Here is a 15,377-nt window from a genome sequence, read left to right as displayed (position 1 = left end):
TCGATCAATGGCAGTTGCGATGTTGGTTTATCAAGGATGAGACAGCGGGAACGGGTCTCGCTGCGGTCGGCGGAACCGGGCTGAATCCTTGACCTACACAGTGTTCATGACCGCACTAAATTGAGATTGAATTCAAGTGCGTGCTGCATGTTTGCCCGAACTGCTGGCGCTAATGGAGCCTCGTTGCCGTTGAAGACGTGGCCGTGCTCGGCCATCAGGTCCAGTAGGAGGACGCTCGTATAAAGACGAAAAAGCCGGTCATCGGCTTGCCCGGCATGCCGGAGCCACGCAGAGACGTAGCTCACGGGGCCACCGTAGGCCATCAGTGCAGCCAGTGTTAAAGCGGCAGGATAACGTGGATCGCCAAAGCAAAGATCATCGACATCGACGATGCCGCTGAACGCGCCTTCTGGTGTCACAATCACATTCTTCGTCGTTGTGTCGTGCAGGAAAGGTATGGCTTCGGTCTTGTCGAGCTCTCCGCGTCTGTCAGCGACCTCGTGTTCGATTGCATCAACCAGCTCGACGTTAAACAATCCGGCAGACCCGATCCGCTCTCGCGAACGAGCAAGATTGGCAAATAGCACTTGAGACCATGCGCCGTGAGGCGCTTGTTCCGCTCGTGCGGCATATCCGTAGCGTCCTGCGGATATGATTCTTCCTGTAATGGCCTGAGCATGCGCCACGCTCGAAGCAATCCCATTCAGCTTCTCTTCCGAGAGATTCAAGATGACCGACCCCAGATCCATGCCGGGAAAGCGTTCTAGCAGAAGCCAGGGAAACTCTGCGTCGATATTTTCGGCCAGAATGGCTGGTAGCGGCACACCTCCGGGCCGCAATAATCTCGAAAGATAAACTGCACCGGCCATTTCAGCCCGAGCCGACGGATCACCGATGCGCACGACGGCTGGAGGCCGGTCAGCGAACTGAAGATCGAAGACATAGTGCCGTGCACCGGTTGTGAACCGTCTGACAGCAACCGGCGTGCAACCGATGACCCCTGAGGCAATTGCGGCGGCAAGCGCGGCATCCGGTGTGCGCCGCATTGGTGTTTTCTGTTTCATGTATGAGTGGGCCTATGCTTGAGGTGGAGCATCGGTTGCAAATTCTCAACTTGCGATCGCCTTCAGGTATCTCTCCGCAGAACGTTCCACCACGCGGTTGCCGTCGATCTCGATCGTTCGGCCGGGGAATGCGCCGTAGATCGCTTCGAAACGATAGGGTCGGATGGCTTCCGATATCGCCGTCACGACCTTGGCATCAAGCGGAACGAGGTTTGGGTAACTGCGCATGAAGCTGACGAACTTGCGGTCCATGGTCACCTGCATCGTGTCGCCGACGAAGAGCGCGCCGCGCCCGCCTTCGAGCCAGGGGCAATGGAGCACGCAACTGCCGTCGAAATGGCCGCCGCAGCGGATCATGGTTGCCTGGCCAATCGACAGTGTCTCGCCTGTCCATGGACGTAGCGCCGCATCGCGCCTTTGCACCCATTCGCTATCGTCGGCATGGATATGGATCGGTATGCTGCCGCAGGTGGCACTCCATTCGGTCATCGACGAATAGAAATGAGGGTGAGAGATCGCGATCGCGCTTAAGCCGCCCATGGCGGCGATCCGTGCCTTGCTGGGCTCGTCGATAAGGCTGAGGCAGTCCCAGAGGATATTGCCGTCAGGTCCTTCGATCAGAAAGGCGCGCTGGCCAATGCCGAAATCGGGTGAGATCTGCAGACTGTGGACGCCTTCCGCTTCCTCGTTCCAGATTACCTGATGCTTCTGGCCGAGGCCCGCCATGTCGGTCCATTCCTGTCCCGATTGAGGTACGAACTGGCGCTCGTCTTCGCAGATTGGGCAGGCCAGAGGTGGTCCGTCGCCTTCGCCGAACTGCGTGCCGCATGTGATGCAGATAAAATGCGTCATCTCGAACTCCTCGCCAGTCTGCCTTTCCAACCTGCGGCCACGGACCCGTCGCACGGCAAGCGGAGGCTTCGGTGCTATATTGGCCAGACCTTGGACAGATCAAAGCAAAAAGGCGAGGCAACAACCCTCAGACGATCTCATTGGAGACAGAAAATCGTCGCTTTCAGGCCGACCTTTCCTGGGAAAATGGATATTCCTAACGAATGGTGATAGGATTTATGGTAATCTTATCACCATGATTTTTAATGTAAAAATTCTTATTTCATTGATTTATGACAATCTCGCCTTGCAAAAGGCGCGAAGACAAAGAAACATAGTCGGCTAATGAAAGTTTAGATAATCGCGATATTGATGCCCGGCATCGTAGGCATATGGAGGACCACTATGGCGCTTATTTTCGGCCTCATCGCTCTGGCCGGTCACATCGCCCTTTTGCTTTGGGGCACGCGCATGGTCCAGACCGGTATCCAGCGCGCCTTCGGCCCCGATCTGCGCTCCTTTCTCGGCCGGGCGCTCAGCAATCGCACGAAGGCATTTTTTGCCGGGATCGGCGTCACCGCCATCCTGCAGAGCAGTACCGCTACCGGCCTGATGGCCTCGGGCTTTGCCGCCGGCGGGCTGGTGGATCTCGTGCCGGCGCTTGCCGTCATGCTGGGCGCCAATGTCGGCACGACCCTGATCGTTCAGGTGTTATCTTTCAATGTCGCGGCGGCTTCGCCGGCGCTGATCCTGATCGGTGTCCTGATGTTCCGCCGAACCGGGAATTCACGCGTGCACGATCTTGGCCGCGTCATGATCGGACTTGGCTTCATGCTTTTGGCACTGCATCAGCTCCTCGACCTGATGACGCAGTATGAGGGGTCGAAGGCGCTCGCCTATGTCCTTGATGCGATCGCCGCGACGCCGGTGCTGAGCATGCTTCTCGCAGCCATTCTGACATGGGCTGCCCATTCCAGCGTGGCCGTGGTGCTGCTCATCATGTCGCTTGCAAGCAAGGGGCTCGTCGATGTCGATCAGGCCTTTGCTCTCGTTCTCGGCGCCAATCTCGGCACCGCGATCAACCCACTCATCGAAGGGCAGTCGGGAGCGGATCTATCGGTGAAGCGTTTGCCCATTGGCAATATGCTGACACGCATTGTCGGTGTGATCGCGATGATCGGCCTGTTGGAGCCAGCCGCACGTCTGTCGGCGATGATCGATAGCGACAGCGCGCGAGCTGTCGCCAATTTTCATACCGCCTTCAATGTCGTTTTGGCCTTGGTGTTCATGCCGTTATTGCGGCCCTATGCCGATCTATTGACCAAATTGCTGCCGCAGAAGATCGACGAGGCCGATCCGACGCGCCCGAGATATCTTGATCCGGCGGCCAAGGAAACGCCCGTGGTTGCTCTCGGCGCGGCAGCGCGCGAGGCGCTGAGACTGGTGGACGTGCTCTCGGAAATGCTTGCGGGCGCCAAGTCCGCCTTATCGGACACGGATCGAAAGGCGCTGACGCGATTGCGATCGCTGGACAATATCCTCGACAGCCTGAACACGGCGGTAAAGACCTATCTGACATCGATCGATCCCGACGAGCTTGGAGAAGCCGACCGGCGGCGCCTGAACGAGATCCTGCTGTTTTCGATGAACATGGAACATGCCGGCGACGTGCTCGACCAGAACCTTCTGCCGCACCTGGCAAAACGCCTGCGCCGAGGTTTGAGTTTCTCCAAGGAAGGACAGCTCGAACTGGCGACATTGTTCGACCGATTGCAGTCGAACCTCCAGACGGCGGCTGCCCTGTTCATGACGCAGAATGAAAGTGCCGCCCGCATGCTGGCGGAGGAGAAGGTGATTTTCCGCAAGGCGGAGCGCGAGGGGACGGAAGCCCATTTCCAGCGCTTGCGCCAGGGTGGGATCGAGACCGCCGAGACCAGCTCGCTTCACCTCGACCTTCTGCGCGACCTCAAGCAGATCAACTCCCACCTCGTCGCCGCCGCAGCCTATCCCGTCCTGGAAGAGCGTGGCGAACTTTTGCAGAGCCGGACACCAAGCCCGGTGCCACCGGTTGCAGTGACTGCACATGACTAAAAGACCTATCTCAGCCGTCTGTCGGGCGGCTGGGCCGGAATGCGCGGCGCCGATGTGGCTTCGATATGCCCATTGGTGACAGCTGTCCTGTCGGTCGCAGCGCTGTGCCATCAAAAGTTCCTTTGACCCCATCGTGAGAGCCATCGTGTAGGGAGGTAGTCAGCCAAACGCAGCCATTATCCATTGGATTGCGGGAGGTGCTCCGAAATACCGAGTTCTCGCATGGATCTGCCGAAGATAAAGACACTGATCGATTTTGTTGGACGATCCAACGTTACCGAACTCACGGTAACGGAAAGGGATGTCACGGTTCGGATCTTCCGAACGCCCAATCCGACGGATTCGTTCGCGCCAGCGCAGGTGGCCGCCAGCGCAGCAACCGGTCATGCTCAACAAGGCGGCGATGTTTCATCACAAGGCACGGCCGTCACCGTGGCGGCGCCGATCTTCGGCGTTCTGCATCGGGCGGCCGCACCCGGGCAGGAACCTTTCGTTGAGATCGGCGACATTGTGGAGGAGGGGCAGACGCTCTTCATCATCGAAGCGATGAAGGTCTTCAACAAGATCGCAGCCCCGCGGGCCGGCCGCATCAGGCAGATCACCCAAATAGATGGCGGCGAAGTCGAGACGGGCGACATGCTCGCGGAGATCGTGTGATGGCGGAATCTCTCGACAGGGTGGGGTTGGCACGCCGCCGTTTCGATACGGTCCTGATTGCAAATCGCGGCGAAATTGCCGCGCGCATTCAGCGGGCCTGCCGCGAACTCGACTTGAAGACGGTGGCGATTTGCTCTGAAGCCGATAGGCAGGCACCTTACGGCGAGACCGCCGACACCTTTCTGTGCATCGGTCCGGCGAACGCAGCCGGCAGTTATCTCAATCAAAATGCGATCCTCCTTGCGGCGCAACTGACCGGAGCGGGTGCGATCCACCCCGGCTACGGCTTTCTATCCGAGAACGCTGCCTTTTCCGAAGCCGTCGAGAAAGTCGGCCTCGCATTCATTGGGCCGAACGCTTCCTCGATTGCGATCATGGGCGACAAGATATCGGCGAAACGGGCAATGATCGCTGCCGGTGTGCCCTGCGTGCCTGGTCCCGATACATCGCTTCCGGATGATCCGGCGTCGGTCGAGCAGATCGCCCAGGAGATCGGCTATCCCGTGATCATCAAAGCCGCCGGCGGCGGAGGAGGCAGAGGGATGCGGGTGGTTCCGGGCGCAGGCGAGCTGCACGAGGCCATCGTCCTGACACGGGAAGAGGCTCGCCAGGCTTTCGGCTCTCCGGCGCTCTATATGGAGAAGTTCCTCCAGCATCCGCGTCACATCGAAATTCAGGTGCTCTGCGATATCCATGGCAATGCCGTCTGGCTCGGGCATCGCGATTGCTCGATGCAGCGCCGGCATCAGAAGGTGGTGGAGGAGGCCCCGGCGCCCGGGATCTCTTCGGAAGCGATCGAGCCCGTCGGCCTGGCCTGCGTGGAAGCCTGCCGGCAGATCGGCTATCGCGGCGTCGGAACCTTCGAATTTCTCTACGAGAATGGCTCCTTTTACTTCATTGAAATGAACACGCGCCTGCAGGTCGAGCATCCCGTCACCGAGATGACCAGCGGGATCGATATCGTTCAGGCGCAGATAATGGTCGCCCAGGGCAATTCCCTCGAAATGCGCCAGGATGATGTGGCATGTATCGGCCATTCGTTCGAATGCCGCATCAATGCCGAGGACCCCGAAAATTTCTTGCCTTCGGCAGGTACGATCTCCGATCTGGCGCTGCCGGAAGGACCGGGCATCCGGGTCGATACCCATATTCATGCCGGCTATCGCGTCTCGCCCTATTATGACTCGCTCATCGCCAAGCTGATCGTTCATGCGCCTACCCGGGCAGACGCGATGACAAGAATGCGCGAGGCGCTTGCCGCCATCCGGATAGACGGGATTTCCACCAACCTGCCATTGCTGCGCGCGTTGTTCGAGGATGAAGGCTTTGCCCGCGGCGGGACCGATATCCACTATCTGGAGCAATGGCTTCGCCGGAGGAGCGCGGCATGAGCGCGGTCGACTTTAGCGATCCTTCGATCATCGCGGCCTTGGCCGATGCGCTGACGGCGGCAGGCGTCGATGGTCTGGAAATTTCGCGGCCGGGCGCCAATCTGCGTATCGTGGTTTCGAAGGCTGGGCATGCTGAAATCAGCCTGACGGGAAACGCACAGCCTCAGCCGGCGATACCATTGGCGGTGGCCAAAGCGCCAATGGCGGGCCACTTCTATCCTTTGCATCCTTCGGATTCCGATGGAACCGGGCATCTTCCGCGCGCTGTCTCCAGCGAGGATGTGATCGGGTTCATCCGCATCGGTTCCGTCCTGCTTCCCATTCTCGCCGGCAGGTCCGGTTTGCTGGCCAGGCAATTGGTCGAGCCTGAAGCCCTGGTCGGATTCGGGGATCTCCTGTTCGAAATCGAGCCGCTGCCATGATCGCCACCTCGAACACCGTCACATCGTCGCGCGAAATCGTTCCCGCCTCCAAGGGCCGGGCCAGGATCTCCTGTATTGGCACCCGATCTTTCCTGCTCGAAGCGCCCGGCGAATTCGATCTGCCTGCGCAGCGGTGGATCTGGGCCCTGGCGCAAACGGTGAAGGGCTGGACCGATATAGCGGAAGTGATCCCCGGGATGACCAATCTTCTAGCGATCTTCAAGGAGACGCCCGAGGATCCCGAATTGGTGGCGGGCCGGCTTCTTGAAGCATGGAACAAGGCCGATAGCCTCGATCTGGCGGGAAAGATCATCGAAATCCCCGTTCACTATGGCGGCAGCTATGCGATTGATCTTCCCGCGATCTGCGATTTTTGCGGCTTGAGCGACCGTGAGGTCGTGCGCATCCACTATGAGGCGAGTTACCGCGTCTTTGCTCTGGGAAGCGCCCCCGGTTTTGGCTACCTGCACGGGCTCGACCCGCGCATCTACATGCCGCGCAAGACCGTTCCGTCGCTCAGGATGGAGAAGGGCAGCGTGACGATCGGGGGGATGCAGACAGGCGTTGCGGTGCTGACAGGCCCGAACGGGTGGAACTCGCTCGGACATGCGGATCTGCAGATGTTCGATCCGGCCTCCGCGACGCCAGCCCTGATGGCGCCCGGCGATACGGTGCGTTTTCTGCCGGCAAGGATCGAGCTATGATCGAAATCATTGAAACTGGCCCATTCAACACGGTTCAGGATCTCGGCCGCCCCGGTTATCGCGATATTGGCGTCACGGCCAGCGGCGCGATGGACCCCCTTGCGGTGAAGATCGGCAATATCCTCATTGGCAATGACGACGACGCGGCGGGAATAGAGGTCCAGACCTTTCCGTTCAAGCTGCGGTTCGAGACGGGTGGCATCTTTGCCGTCACGGGCGCGGATGGCAGCCCCACGCTGGACGGAAGGGAGCTGCGTTCCTGGTGCACCCACGTCGCCGAGCCGGGTCAGCTTCTGGAGGTAAGGCAGCCGCCCCGGTTAGCGCGCGCCTATATCGTGTTCCGCGGAGGGCTGGATGTGCCGGTTCTCATGGGCTCGCGCAGCACATCCCTGCGCGGTGGCTTCGGCGGCAATGCCGGTCGAGCGCTCGTCAGGGGCGATAGGATTGAATTTGGCGCGGCCGCCGATGAGCTCTCATTGCCGGCTGGTGGTCTTGCCGTCGTCGAGCCGGCGGTGGCGCTGCGTGATGTCTTTCCGGCCCCAACCGATGGCGTGCTGTCCATCCGTGCGATCGTTGCTGGCGAACATGAGCTGTTCGCCTCGGAAGGCGAGGCCTTCTGGGGTCAGGTCTGGCGCATATCGTCAAGCAGCGACCGCACCGGCTATCGACTATCCGGCGAACCCATAAGGCCGATGTCGACGGTCGAGATGCGCTCTCATGGCGTGGTGCCTGGCGTGATTCAGGTCCCGCCCGGCGGTGAACCGATCATTCAGATGAGCGATGCCAATACCGCGGGCGGCTATCCGAAGATCGCCGGCGTCGTCGAATGCGATCTGTGGCGGCTCGGTCAGGCACGGATCGGAAGCCGGTTGCGGTTCGTCCGTGCGACACATGCCGAGGCACGCGCCGTGGAGCAGGCCATGACCGGCTACGTCGAGGATATCAGGCGGACGTCGCAGATGGTCAAGCGTGCTTTGAAGGCAATGGTCTGATGAGAGTGGCGGGGACCAAGAGGAGGCGCGGGTGAAAATCGATCTGAATTCCGACATGGGGGAAGGTTTTGGTCCCTATCGGCTATGTGATGACGAAGCGATGATGAAGATCGTCTCATCGGCCAACATCGCCTGTGGTTTTCACGGGGGGGATCCGGGGACGATGGCGCGCATGGTTCGTCTCGCCAAGGAGAATGGCGTAGGCATCGGCGCGCATCCGGGGCTGCCGGATCGCGCGGGCTTCGGCCGTCGCGAGATGCCGTTCCAGCCGGACGAGCTACGGCAGCAGATGCTCTATCAGCTTGGTGCATTGACCGCCATCGCTAGGAGCGAAGGCATGACCCTTGGACATTTCAGTTTTCACGCGGCCATGGGCAATATGGTCAATCGCGATCCAGCGCTCGCCGATCTGATGATGAATGCCATTGCCAGGGTCGATCAGCGCCTCGTCGTGTTCGTGACGCCTGACAGCGAAATCGAAAGGGCGGCAAAACGCGCGAAACTCAAGACGCTGGCGCTGTTTCTGGCCGACCGCGCCTATGATGCCGGCGGCAGGCTCGTTTCCCGCGATCTGCCGGGAGCACTGGTCAAGGACGAAGCTTCCGTGCGGGCGCGAGTGCGCCGTTTCCTGACCGATGGAACCGTCGAGGCAATCGACGGCACCGCGCTTGAAATGCCGGCGAGATCGATCCTCGTGCATTCCGATACGCCCGGCTCGCTGGAGCTTGCACGAATTATCCGCAACGAAATCGAGGCCTCCGGCGCCACGCTCACACCTGCGGCTGAGCTTGCATCCTGATTGCCTCCGGAACCTAAGTTTTTCATTTCCACTGAAAGAGCACGCCAATGCCTTCCACAGCCGATCGCCTGAAGAATGTTTCCATCTCCGCTTCCGCCGCCATGACCCAACGCGCCCGCGAACTGGCCGCCAAAGGCATCAAGGTCGTCAGCCTTTCATCTGGAGAGCCGGATTTCCCGACACCGGCCCATGCGATCGAGGCAGCGCATGCTGCCGCACTTGGCGGCGATACCAAATATCCGCCGATGGATGGTACGCCGGCGCTGAAGGCTGCGATCAGCCGAAAATTCAAGCGCGACAACAATCTCGATTACGATGCGAGCCAGATCGTCGTTTCCGGCGGCGGCAAGCAGGTGATCTTCAACGCGATGCTTGCCACCTGCAATCTAGGTGACGAGGTCGTCATTCCCACGCCGTCGTGGGTCAGCTACGCCGACATCGTCAAGTTTGCCGGCGGCGTTCCGGTGGCCGTGCCTTGCTTCGAGCAGGCCGGGTTCAAGTTGCGTCCGGAAGACCTCGAGGCGGCGATCACGCCGCGCACCAAATGGCTTCTCCTGAATTTTCCGAACAATCCGACGGGCGCTGCCTGCTCGCGCGCGGAAATGGCCGCGATCGCCGAGGTCATGCTGCGTCACCCGAATGTCTGGATACTCACCGACGATATCTACGAACATCTGGTTTATGATGGTTTCGAATTCTGCACGATCGCCGATGCGGAACCGAGGCTCTACGACCGGGTCCTGACCATGAACGGCGTCTCCAAGGCCTATGCCATGACCGGTTGGCGCTTGGGATATTGCGCGAGCGGTTCGAAGGAGCTGATTGCCGCCATCAGCAACGTCAACGGTCAAAACGGCGGCGGTATTGCAACCGTCACACAGGCGGCGGCGATCGCAGCGCTGGACGGTCCGCAGGATCTCCTGCAGGAGCGGGCGGCAATCTACAGGGAAAGACGCGACTTTGTCCTCAATCAACTGTCGAAGGTCGATGGGCTACGCTGCCACAAGCCGGAAGGCGCCTTCTACATCTATCCCAACATGTCCGGCCTGATTGGCAAGACCACCAAGGGCGGACGCAAGATCGAGAGCGACGTCGATTTCGTCATGGCGCTGGTCGAAGAGCAACATGTCGCGACAGTGCAGGGTTCAGCCTATGGCATGAGCCCCTATTTCCGCATTTCCTACGCGACAAGCATGGAAAAGCTTGGCGAGGGCTGCGCCCGTATCGCCGAATTCTGCCGCGATATGCGCTAAGCCGTAATCTTGCGCGCCTCCGATCCGGTTTCCGGGTCGCAGGCCACGGGCGTCCACCTCTAAGCTTCAGACCTTCAACTGCTCGGTGAGCTCGACGAGAATATCCTTGACGGCGAATGCCGGCTCCGACAGCGAGTTCTGATCGGACGTGCAAAGTGACAGCGTTTCCTCGATTCGAGGAGAGATCAGCCGGCAGACGAGAGGCTCGCTTGATTCCGAGACGATGCGGTCGGCGATCGCTTTCGGCATGATGGTCGCGCCCAGCCCGCTTCCGACGGCACGCGCCAGGGTGCGCACGATCTCGACTTCGGCCACGACCTTCAGATTGATGCGGCTGCGTGTGAAGGCGGCATCGACGGCCCGGCGCACGAAATTGTAAGCCGGCGGCAACAGCATGGGCATCCCGTCGAGGGCACTGACCGGCACGGGTTTCTGGTCTGAATCGATCGTGAAATTACGGTGAGCGACGAGGTAGAATTCCTCCCTCAGGATCGGCTCGAAACGCACGCCCTTGATCGGCCCCGTGCCGTGGATCAATGCCATTTCCAGCCGGCCGGTCATGATCATCTGGCTATAGGTCTGGCCGACGCTCTCCGTCAGATGAAGCAGAATCCCCGGGTGCCTCTTTCGTGTCTCCGCCAGAAGATCGACCGAAAGCGTGGCGGCGCTGCTGAAAGGCACGAGACCGACCGAAACGCGTCCGGCAAGCGAATTGCCGGCGGCGGCGGCATCGGCTTGCGCCTGTTCCATCTGGCGCAGAATGATTTGTGCGTGCCGATAAACCGCGTGTCCGGCATCGGTCATGCTGACGCCCTGCTGGCTTCGGATCAGGAGCTTCTGGCCGAAATGTTCCTCGAGCGCCGCCAGTTGCTGGCTCAGAGCCGGCTGCGCGAGATGCAGGATATCCGCGGCCCGCGTGATACTGCCGCTATCGACGATGGCGATGAAGGATTTGAAGCGTCTGATATCCATGGCATTCGTACTGTTCTGTCTTTGCCGGGCATGTTTGCAGACACGCATCTGTTTTGCAACGCGGGCCGATGTCGGAAAAACCTGCGCATCGCTGCAAAAGTGGGGGAGACGACCCTCAGCTTTAACCGGCTCGCCTGCCGCCGGCACATCTCCATAAAACTTGCTTATTACTCCAAAAGTAATCGGTCTTAGGCAAGGAGTTGAAGCTCCGCTAATGTCCACACCAACAAAAAGGGGATCAGAATGCCATTCTCCGATTACAAGACCGCGCTGGTCACTGGCGCTTCCTCCGGGATCGGTGCCGCAGTTGTTGAGCGGCTTTGCCGCGAGGGCATTGAAGTGCATGCGATCGCTCGCAGTGCCGGTGCCCTGAAGGAACTGGCCGAGCGCACGGGATGTATCGCACACGTCATCGATGTCACGGATCGTGCCGCAATTGCCGCTCTTGCGAGCAGTGTAGAGTTCGACATTCTGGTCAATAATGCCGGCATTGACCGGCCGAGGAAATTCCTTCAGGCGGATGAAGAGGACATCGATCTCCTCATCGACGTCAATCTTCGCGCCGTTCTGCACATCTGCCGTCTGGTCGTGCCGGGGATGGTGGCTCGTGACCGCGGGCATGTCGTCAACATCTCCTCGATCGCCGGAAACTACAATTTCGGCGGCAACTCCACCTACCATGCCGTGAAGGCCGGCGTTGCGATGCTGTCGAATCAGTTGCGCATCGATGCATTCGGCAAGCGGGTCCGGGTTACCGAAATCTGCCCCGGCCGTGTCGCGACCGATATCTTCAACCACGTCCATGGCGATGACCCGAGCGTGCGCGAGCGCTTCATCGATGGGTTCGAGCTGCCGCAGGCGGCCGATATCGCCGATGCGATCGCCTTTGCGATTTCAGCGCCGGTCGCGGTCAATATCGGCCACATGGAGATCACCCCGACATTGCAGGTGATGGGCGGCCTGCAGACGGCAAAGCCGGAGACGTCCGCCGCCACCTATGATGCGGAAGGTGCGAAGCGGTGAGCGGGTTCGATCTGTCGGCCATCCTGAGGAATCCGGATTATGTCGCGATGCTCTTGCGTGGCATCGAGATGACTTTCGTCATCTATATCGGCTCCTGGCTCCTTGCGATGACGCTGGCCATCCTGCTTTTTGCCCTTCGCGTCTCGCCCCTTCGCATCGGCGATCCGATCGTGAAAGCTTACGTCTCCTATCACCGCAACGTGCCGACGCTTGTGCAGCTGATGTTCTGGTATTTCGGGATCTATACGCTGATGCCGCAAGGCATCACCGACTGGCTGGCCGATCACAATGCCGAGGCAATCTTTGCCATCATAGGTCTGGGACTGTGCCAGGCCGCCTATTTCAGCGAGGATTTGCGCTCCGGGTTGCGGTCAGTCAGCCCAGGGCAGATGGAAGCGGCCAAAGCGCTCGGGCATGGCTACATCTCGGCCATGCGTTTCGTCATCCTGCCCCAGGGCGCGCGCAATGCTCTGCCGCCGCTCATCAATCACAGCGTTTCCTTGTTCAAGAACAGTAGTCTCGCAATCGTCGTCGGTGCGTCAGAGCTTACCCACGCCGTCAAGGAAATCGACAATGTCAGTTTCCGAACCTTTGAGATCTATCTGATCGGTACGGTCATCTACCTGTTCTTCTCCCTCATTATCATGGCCTTCGGCGCATATATCTCGCTGCGCAGCGATCCGGTGCGGAGGGGGCGCGCGTGATCCAGGATATCATCAAGATCATCCATGATTATTGGCTTCTGCTGCTGATCGGCCAGTATCCCAATGGCCCGCTGGGCGGCCTTGCCAATACGCTGATCCTTTCAGCGCTGGCCATAGCACTCGCATTTCCCGTCAGCATACTGCTAGCCATGGCCCGTCTTTCCAAATGGGCAGTCCTCAGATGGCCCGCAACCGGCCTCGTCTACATCACGCGCGGCGTTCCGCTGCTGATGCTGATCCTCTGGTGCTATTTCATCGTTCCGCTATGGACAGGGGCGGATGTCCCGAGCTTCCTGATCATGCTGGTAACGCTTGTGATCTATGAGGGCGCGTTCTTAAGCGAGGTCGTGCGGGCCGGCATCGTCTCGCTCGGCCAGGGGCAGATGGATGCTGCGAGAGCGCTTGGCCACAGCTACATCGGCGCGATGCGCTTCGTGATCCTGCCGCAGGCGCTCTACAACATGATCCCGAGCATGATCTCGACGTTCGTTTCGACGATCAAGGATACGACGCTCGGTTATATCATCAATGTGCCGGATCTGACTTTCGCGGCAAGCCAGGTGAACAACCAGCTTCTGTCGCAACCCTTCCAGGTCTTCTTCATCCTCGCCGTGGTCTACTACGTGCTCTGCTGGAGCCTGACCCATGCCGCAAACAGCGTCGAACGGCGAATTGCCCGTCGACGAGCCGGGCCACGGAAGATACGCCTGCGCAGCGATGTCGTCCCCCTAAAAACATTCACGGAGCAGCTATGAGCACCCCAGTTTCCGGGCCGCAGGACGGCGCTCAGGAGATCCGTCTTCACGCGGTCTGCAAGAGCTATGGTCATTATCAGGTGTTGAACAACATCGATGCCGATGTCAGTCGAGGCGAAGTCGTCGTTATTTGCGGACCGTCTGGCTCCGGCAAGTCGACCTTGATCCGCACGATCAACCGGCTGGAGGAGATCAATAGCGGTTCGATAGATTTCGAGGGAAAGAATATTCATGCCGCGATGGGCGCTGCCGAGCTCAATCGGCTGCGCAGCCGGATCGGCTTCGTCTTTCAGAATTTCAACCTGTTTCCCCATTTATCTGTCGTCGACAATGTTTCCATGTCGCCGATCCGGGTCAAGGGCGTGCCGGCGAAAGTGGCGCGCGACAAGGCGCTCGCACTGCTTGAGCGCGTCGGTCTTGCCGACAAGGCGACTACCTATCCCGGCCAGCTTTCTGGTGGTCAGCAGCAGCGCGTCGCCATTGCCCGCGCGCTCGCGATGGAGCCGCCGGTCATGCTCTTCGACGAGCCGACGAGCGCGCTTGATCCCGAGATGGTCGGCGAGGTGCTTAGTGTCATGAAAAGCTTGGCGGCCGAAGGAATGACCATGCTCTGCGTCACCCATGAAATGGGCTTTGCTCGCGATGTGGCCGACCGGATCTGGTTCATCGATGCCGGTGAGATCTTGGAAACCGCGCCACCCGAGGAGTTTTTCAAGAGCCCTCGTCATCCCAGAGCTCAGCGCTTTCTTTCCGATCTGCGCCATTAGAGCAATTCCAGAAAAAGTGTGTAGCGGTTTTCCGTCCGGAATTGCGAGAAAACAAAGAGATAAAGCACCACAAATCAATAACAAGGAGAACAGCTATGGACTGGAAATATCTTGCCCTGACATTGGCGCTTTCCGGCGTCGCCATTGCCCTGCCGGCCAAGGCGGATCAACTCGACACCATCATGTCGGCAAAGACGCTGCGCTGCGCGACCTATGCCGACGTGCCGCCGTTTTCCTCGCCCGATCCCAAAACCAGAGAAATGGTCGGCTTCGATGTCGATCTGTGCCGGGCGATCGCAAATGAACTCGGCGTGAAGGCCGAGATCAAGCCGATCTCGGTCGAGGCGCGTGTTCCCGAAGTGAAGCTTGGCCGCGTCGATATCACGGTTGCCAATCTTGCCTATACGCTCAGCCGCGCGGAGCAGATCCAGTTCAGCGACCCCTATTATATCGCCAAGGAAATGCTCATCGTTCCCGCGGATGATGCCGGCAAGACGAAAGCCGATTTCGAGGGCAAGCGTCTTGCCTCGACCAAGGGCTCGACTTCGGAACTGGCAATCAAACTCAACAAATCCGACCCGCTGACCTTCCAGGACACCGGGTCTGCCTATCTCGCCGTTCAGCAGGGCAAGGCGCGCGGTCTGGTTGCCAACACCATGACAACGACGCTGCTTGTCAACGAATCCAAGACGAAGGGCAAGCAGATGCGCATGATCGAGGAACCCATGCTGCTGGAGCCAGTTGGCATCGGTATGCAAAAGGATCAGCCTGCGCTGACCGCAAAGATCAACGAAATCCTGCACACTCTCGACGGCAAAGGCGAGATCAACAAGATCTGGGAGAAATGGCTCGGACAGAACACCGAGTACAAAATGACCCGTACCGAAAAGGTCGTCCCGATCACCGAATTGAAGTTCGACCCCATCCCCTGACGAAGGGCGGCCTAGCCGGT

Annotated in this window: 16 protein-coding genes; 13 read left to right on the top strand and 3 right to left on the bottom strand. The window is 59.6% G+C overall.

Features of this window, described 5'->3' with window-relative positions; translation table 11 throughout:
* Positions 1-104: 104 nt before the first annotated feature.
* Both JJQ51_RS03200 and JJQ51_RS03195 read right to left on the bottom strand, forming a co-directional pair.
* Entirely contained in the window at positions 105-1,064 is a 960-nt protein-coding gene (locus tag JJQ51_RS03200) for a phosphotransferase family protein (RefSeq protein WP_152095141.1), read from the bottom strand.
* A gap of 45 nt (positions 1,065-1,109) precedes the next feature.
* A complete protein-coding gene (locus JJQ51_RS03195) occupies positions 1,110-1,916 on the bottom strand; it encodes an MBL fold metallo-hydrolase (protein WP_269244286.1) in 807 nt (268 codons plus the stop codon).
* A 384-nt stretch (positions 1,917-2,300) separates the two neighbouring features.
* On the opposite strand from JJQ51_RS03195, the gene JJQ51_RS03190 reads away from it, so the two are divergent.
* From JJQ51_RS03190 to JJQ51_RS03155, 8 genes are all read left to right on the top strand, one after another.
* Positions 2,301-3,986: a Na/Pi cotransporter family protein gene (locus tag JJQ51_RS03190; RefSeq protein ID WP_269244285.1), complete on the top strand. Its 1,686-nt coding sequence runs from the start codon at positions 2,301-2,303 to the stop codon at positions 3,984-3,986.
* 222 nt (positions 3,987-4,208) lie between these two features.
* Positions 4,209-4,643 (top strand): acetyl-CoA carboxylase biotin carboxyl carrier protein, encoded by a 435-nt coding sequence (locus tag JJQ51_RS03185; RefSeq protein ID WP_269244284.1) that lies wholly within the window; start codon positions 4,209-4,211, stop codon positions 4,641-4,643.
* Positions 4,643-6,034, top strand: coding sequence for an acetyl-CoA carboxylase biotin carboxylase subunit (gene accC / locus JJQ51_RS03180; RefSeq protein ID WP_269244283.1), 1,392 nt, complete (start codon positions 4,643-4,645; stop codon positions 6,032-6,034). Before JJQ51_RS03185 ends, accC begins: the two co-directional genes overlap by 1 nt.
* Positions 6,031-6,456 carry an acetyl-CoA carboxylase gene (locus JJQ51_RS03175; RefSeq protein ID WP_269244282.1) on the top strand — a complete coding sequence of 142 codons (426 nt, stop codon included), beginning with the start codon at positions 6,031-6,033 and terminating at the stop codon, positions 6,454-6,456. Before accC ends, JJQ51_RS03175 begins: the two co-directional genes overlap by 4 nt.
* Complete coding sequence (pxpB, locus tag JJQ51_RS03170; RefSeq protein WP_269244281.1) at positions 6,453-7,160, top strand: 5-oxoprolinase subunit PxpB; 708 nt, start codon at positions 6,453-6,455, stop codon at positions 7,158-7,160. Before JJQ51_RS03175 ends, pxpB begins: the two co-directional genes overlap by 4 nt.
* The gene (locus tag JJQ51_RS03165) at positions 7,157-8,152 is read left to right on the top strand and encodes a biotin-dependent carboxyltransferase family protein (protein ID WP_269244280.1); all 996 of its coding nucleotides are present in this window, start codon (positions 7,157-7,159) and stop codon (positions 8,150-8,152) included. Before pxpB ends, JJQ51_RS03165 begins: the two co-directional genes overlap by 4 nt.
* Before the next feature lie 31 nt (positions 8,153-8,183).
* On the top strand, positions 8,184-8,951 hold the full coding sequence (locus JJQ51_RS03160) for a 5-oxoprolinase subunit PxpA (protein ID WP_269244279.1): 768 nt from the start codon (positions 8,184-8,186) through the stop codon (positions 8,949-8,951).
* 47 nt (positions 8,952-8,998) lie between these two features.
* Positions 8,999-10,204, top strand: coding sequence for a pyridoxal phosphate-dependent aminotransferase (locus JJQ51_RS03155; RefSeq protein ID WP_269244278.1), 1,206 nt, complete (start codon positions 8,999-9,001; stop codon positions 10,202-10,204).
* Between the two features lie 66 nt (positions 10,205-10,270).
* Here JJQ51_RS03155 and nac read toward each other — a convergent pair whose 3' ends face one another.
* Positions 10,271-11,224 carry a nitrogen assimilation transcriptional regulator NAC gene (gene nac / locus JJQ51_RS03150; RefSeq protein WP_269244277.1) on the bottom strand — a complete coding sequence of 318 codons (954 nt, stop codon included), beginning with the start codon at positions 11,222-11,224 and terminating at the stop codon, positions 10,271-10,273.
* A 195-nt stretch (positions 11,225-11,419) separates the two neighbouring features.
* On the opposite strand from nac, the gene JJQ51_RS03145 reads away from it, so the two are divergent.
* The 5 genes from JJQ51_RS03145 (at position 11,420) to JJQ51_RS03125 (ending at position 15,357) form a co-directional block, all read left to right on the top strand.
* A complete protein-coding gene (locus JJQ51_RS03145; protein WP_269244276.1) occupies positions 11,420-12,199 on the top strand; it encodes an SDR family oxidoreductase in 780 nt (259 codons plus the stop codon).
* The gene (locus JJQ51_RS03140; protein ID WP_269244275.1) at positions 12,196-12,903 is read left to right on the top strand and encodes an amino acid ABC transporter permease; all 708 of its coding nucleotides are present in this window, start codon (positions 12,196-12,198) and stop codon (positions 12,901-12,903) included. The genes JJQ51_RS03145 and JJQ51_RS03140 overlap by 4 nt, the downstream gene beginning before the upstream one ends.
* On the top strand, positions 12,900-13,658 hold the full coding sequence (locus JJQ51_RS03135; protein WP_092713758.1) for an amino acid ABC transporter permease: 759 nt from the start codon (positions 12,900-12,902) through the stop codon (positions 13,656-13,658). The genes JJQ51_RS03140 and JJQ51_RS03135 overlap by 4 nt, the downstream gene beginning before the upstream one ends.
* Positions 13,655-14,425: an amino acid ABC transporter ATP-binding protein gene (locus JJQ51_RS03130; RefSeq protein WP_269244274.1), complete on the top strand. Its 771-nt coding sequence runs from the start codon at positions 13,655-13,657 to the stop codon at positions 14,423-14,425. Before JJQ51_RS03135 ends, JJQ51_RS03130 begins: the two co-directional genes overlap by 4 nt.
* Positions 14,426-14,520: 95 nt before the next feature.
* Positions 14,521-15,357, top strand: a complete 837-nt coding sequence (locus JJQ51_RS03125) for an ABC transporter substrate-binding protein (protein ID WP_269244273.1) — start codon at positions 14,521-14,523, stop codon at positions 15,355-15,357.
* Positions 15,358-15,377 lie beyond the last annotated feature (20 nt).

The organism is Rhizobium sp. AG207R, assembly GCF_027109195.1.
GTDB lineage: Bacteria > Pseudomonadota > Alphaproteobacteria > Rhizobiales > Rhizobiaceae > Rhizobium > Rhizobium dioscoreae.
Note: the sequence above shows the minus strand (reverse complement) of the source record. Positions and strands in the feature narration are given on the sequence as shown.

What these genes read in the sequence shown, in the direction of transcription:
- JJQ51_RS03200 (WP_152095141.1), bottom strand. Translation starts at nt 1,064, where the DNA reads ATGAAACAGAAAACACCAATGCGGCGCACACCGGATGCCGCGCTTGCC.
- JJQ51_RS03195 (WP_269244286.1), bottom strand. Translation starts at nt 1,916, where the DNA reads ATGACGCATTTTATCTGCATCACATGCGGCACGCAGTTCGGCGAAGGC.
- JJQ51_RS03190 (WP_269244285.1), top strand. Translation starts at nt 2,301, where the DNA reads ATGGCGCTTATTTTCGGCCTCATCGCTCTGGCCGGTCACATCGCCCTT.
- JJQ51_RS03185 (WP_269244284.1), top strand. Translation starts at nt 4,209, where the DNA reads ATGGATCTGCCGAAGATAAAGACACTGATCGATTTTGTTGGACGATCC.
- accC (WP_269244283.1), top strand. Translation starts at nt 4,643, where the DNA reads ATGGCGGAATCTCTCGACAGGGTGGGGTTGGCACGCCGCCGTTTCGAT.
- JJQ51_RS03175 (WP_269244282.1), top strand. Translation starts at nt 6,031, where the DNA reads ATGAGCGCGGTCGACTTTAGCGATCCTTCGATCATCGCGGCCTTGGCC.
- pxpB (WP_269244281.1), top strand. Translation starts at nt 6,453, where the DNA reads ATGATCGCCACCTCGAACACCGTCACATCGTCGCGCGAAATCGTTCCC.
- JJQ51_RS03165 (WP_269244280.1), top strand. Translation starts at nt 7,157, where the DNA reads ATGATCGAAATCATTGAAACTGGCCCATTCAACACGGTTCAGGATCTC.
- JJQ51_RS03155 (WP_269244278.1), top strand. Translation starts at nt 8,999, where the DNA reads ATGCCTTCCACAGCCGATCGCCTGAAGAATGTTTCCATCTCCGCTTCC.
- nac (WP_269244277.1), bottom strand. Translation starts at nt 11,224, where the DNA reads ATGCGTGTCTGCAAACATGCCCGGCAAAGACAGAACAGTACGAATGCC.
- JJQ51_RS03145 (WP_269244276.1), top strand. Translation starts at nt 11,420, where the DNA reads ATGCCATTCTCCGATTACAAGACCGCGCTGGTCACTGGCGCTTCCTCC.
- JJQ51_RS03130 (WP_269244274.1), top strand. Translation starts at nt 13,655, where the DNA reads ATGAGCACCCCAGTTTCCGGGCCGCAGGACGGCGCTCAGGAGATCCGT.
- JJQ51_RS03125 (WP_269244273.1), top strand. Translation starts at nt 14,521, where the DNA reads ATGGACTGGAAATATCTTGCCCTGACATTGGCGCTTTCCGGCGTCGCC.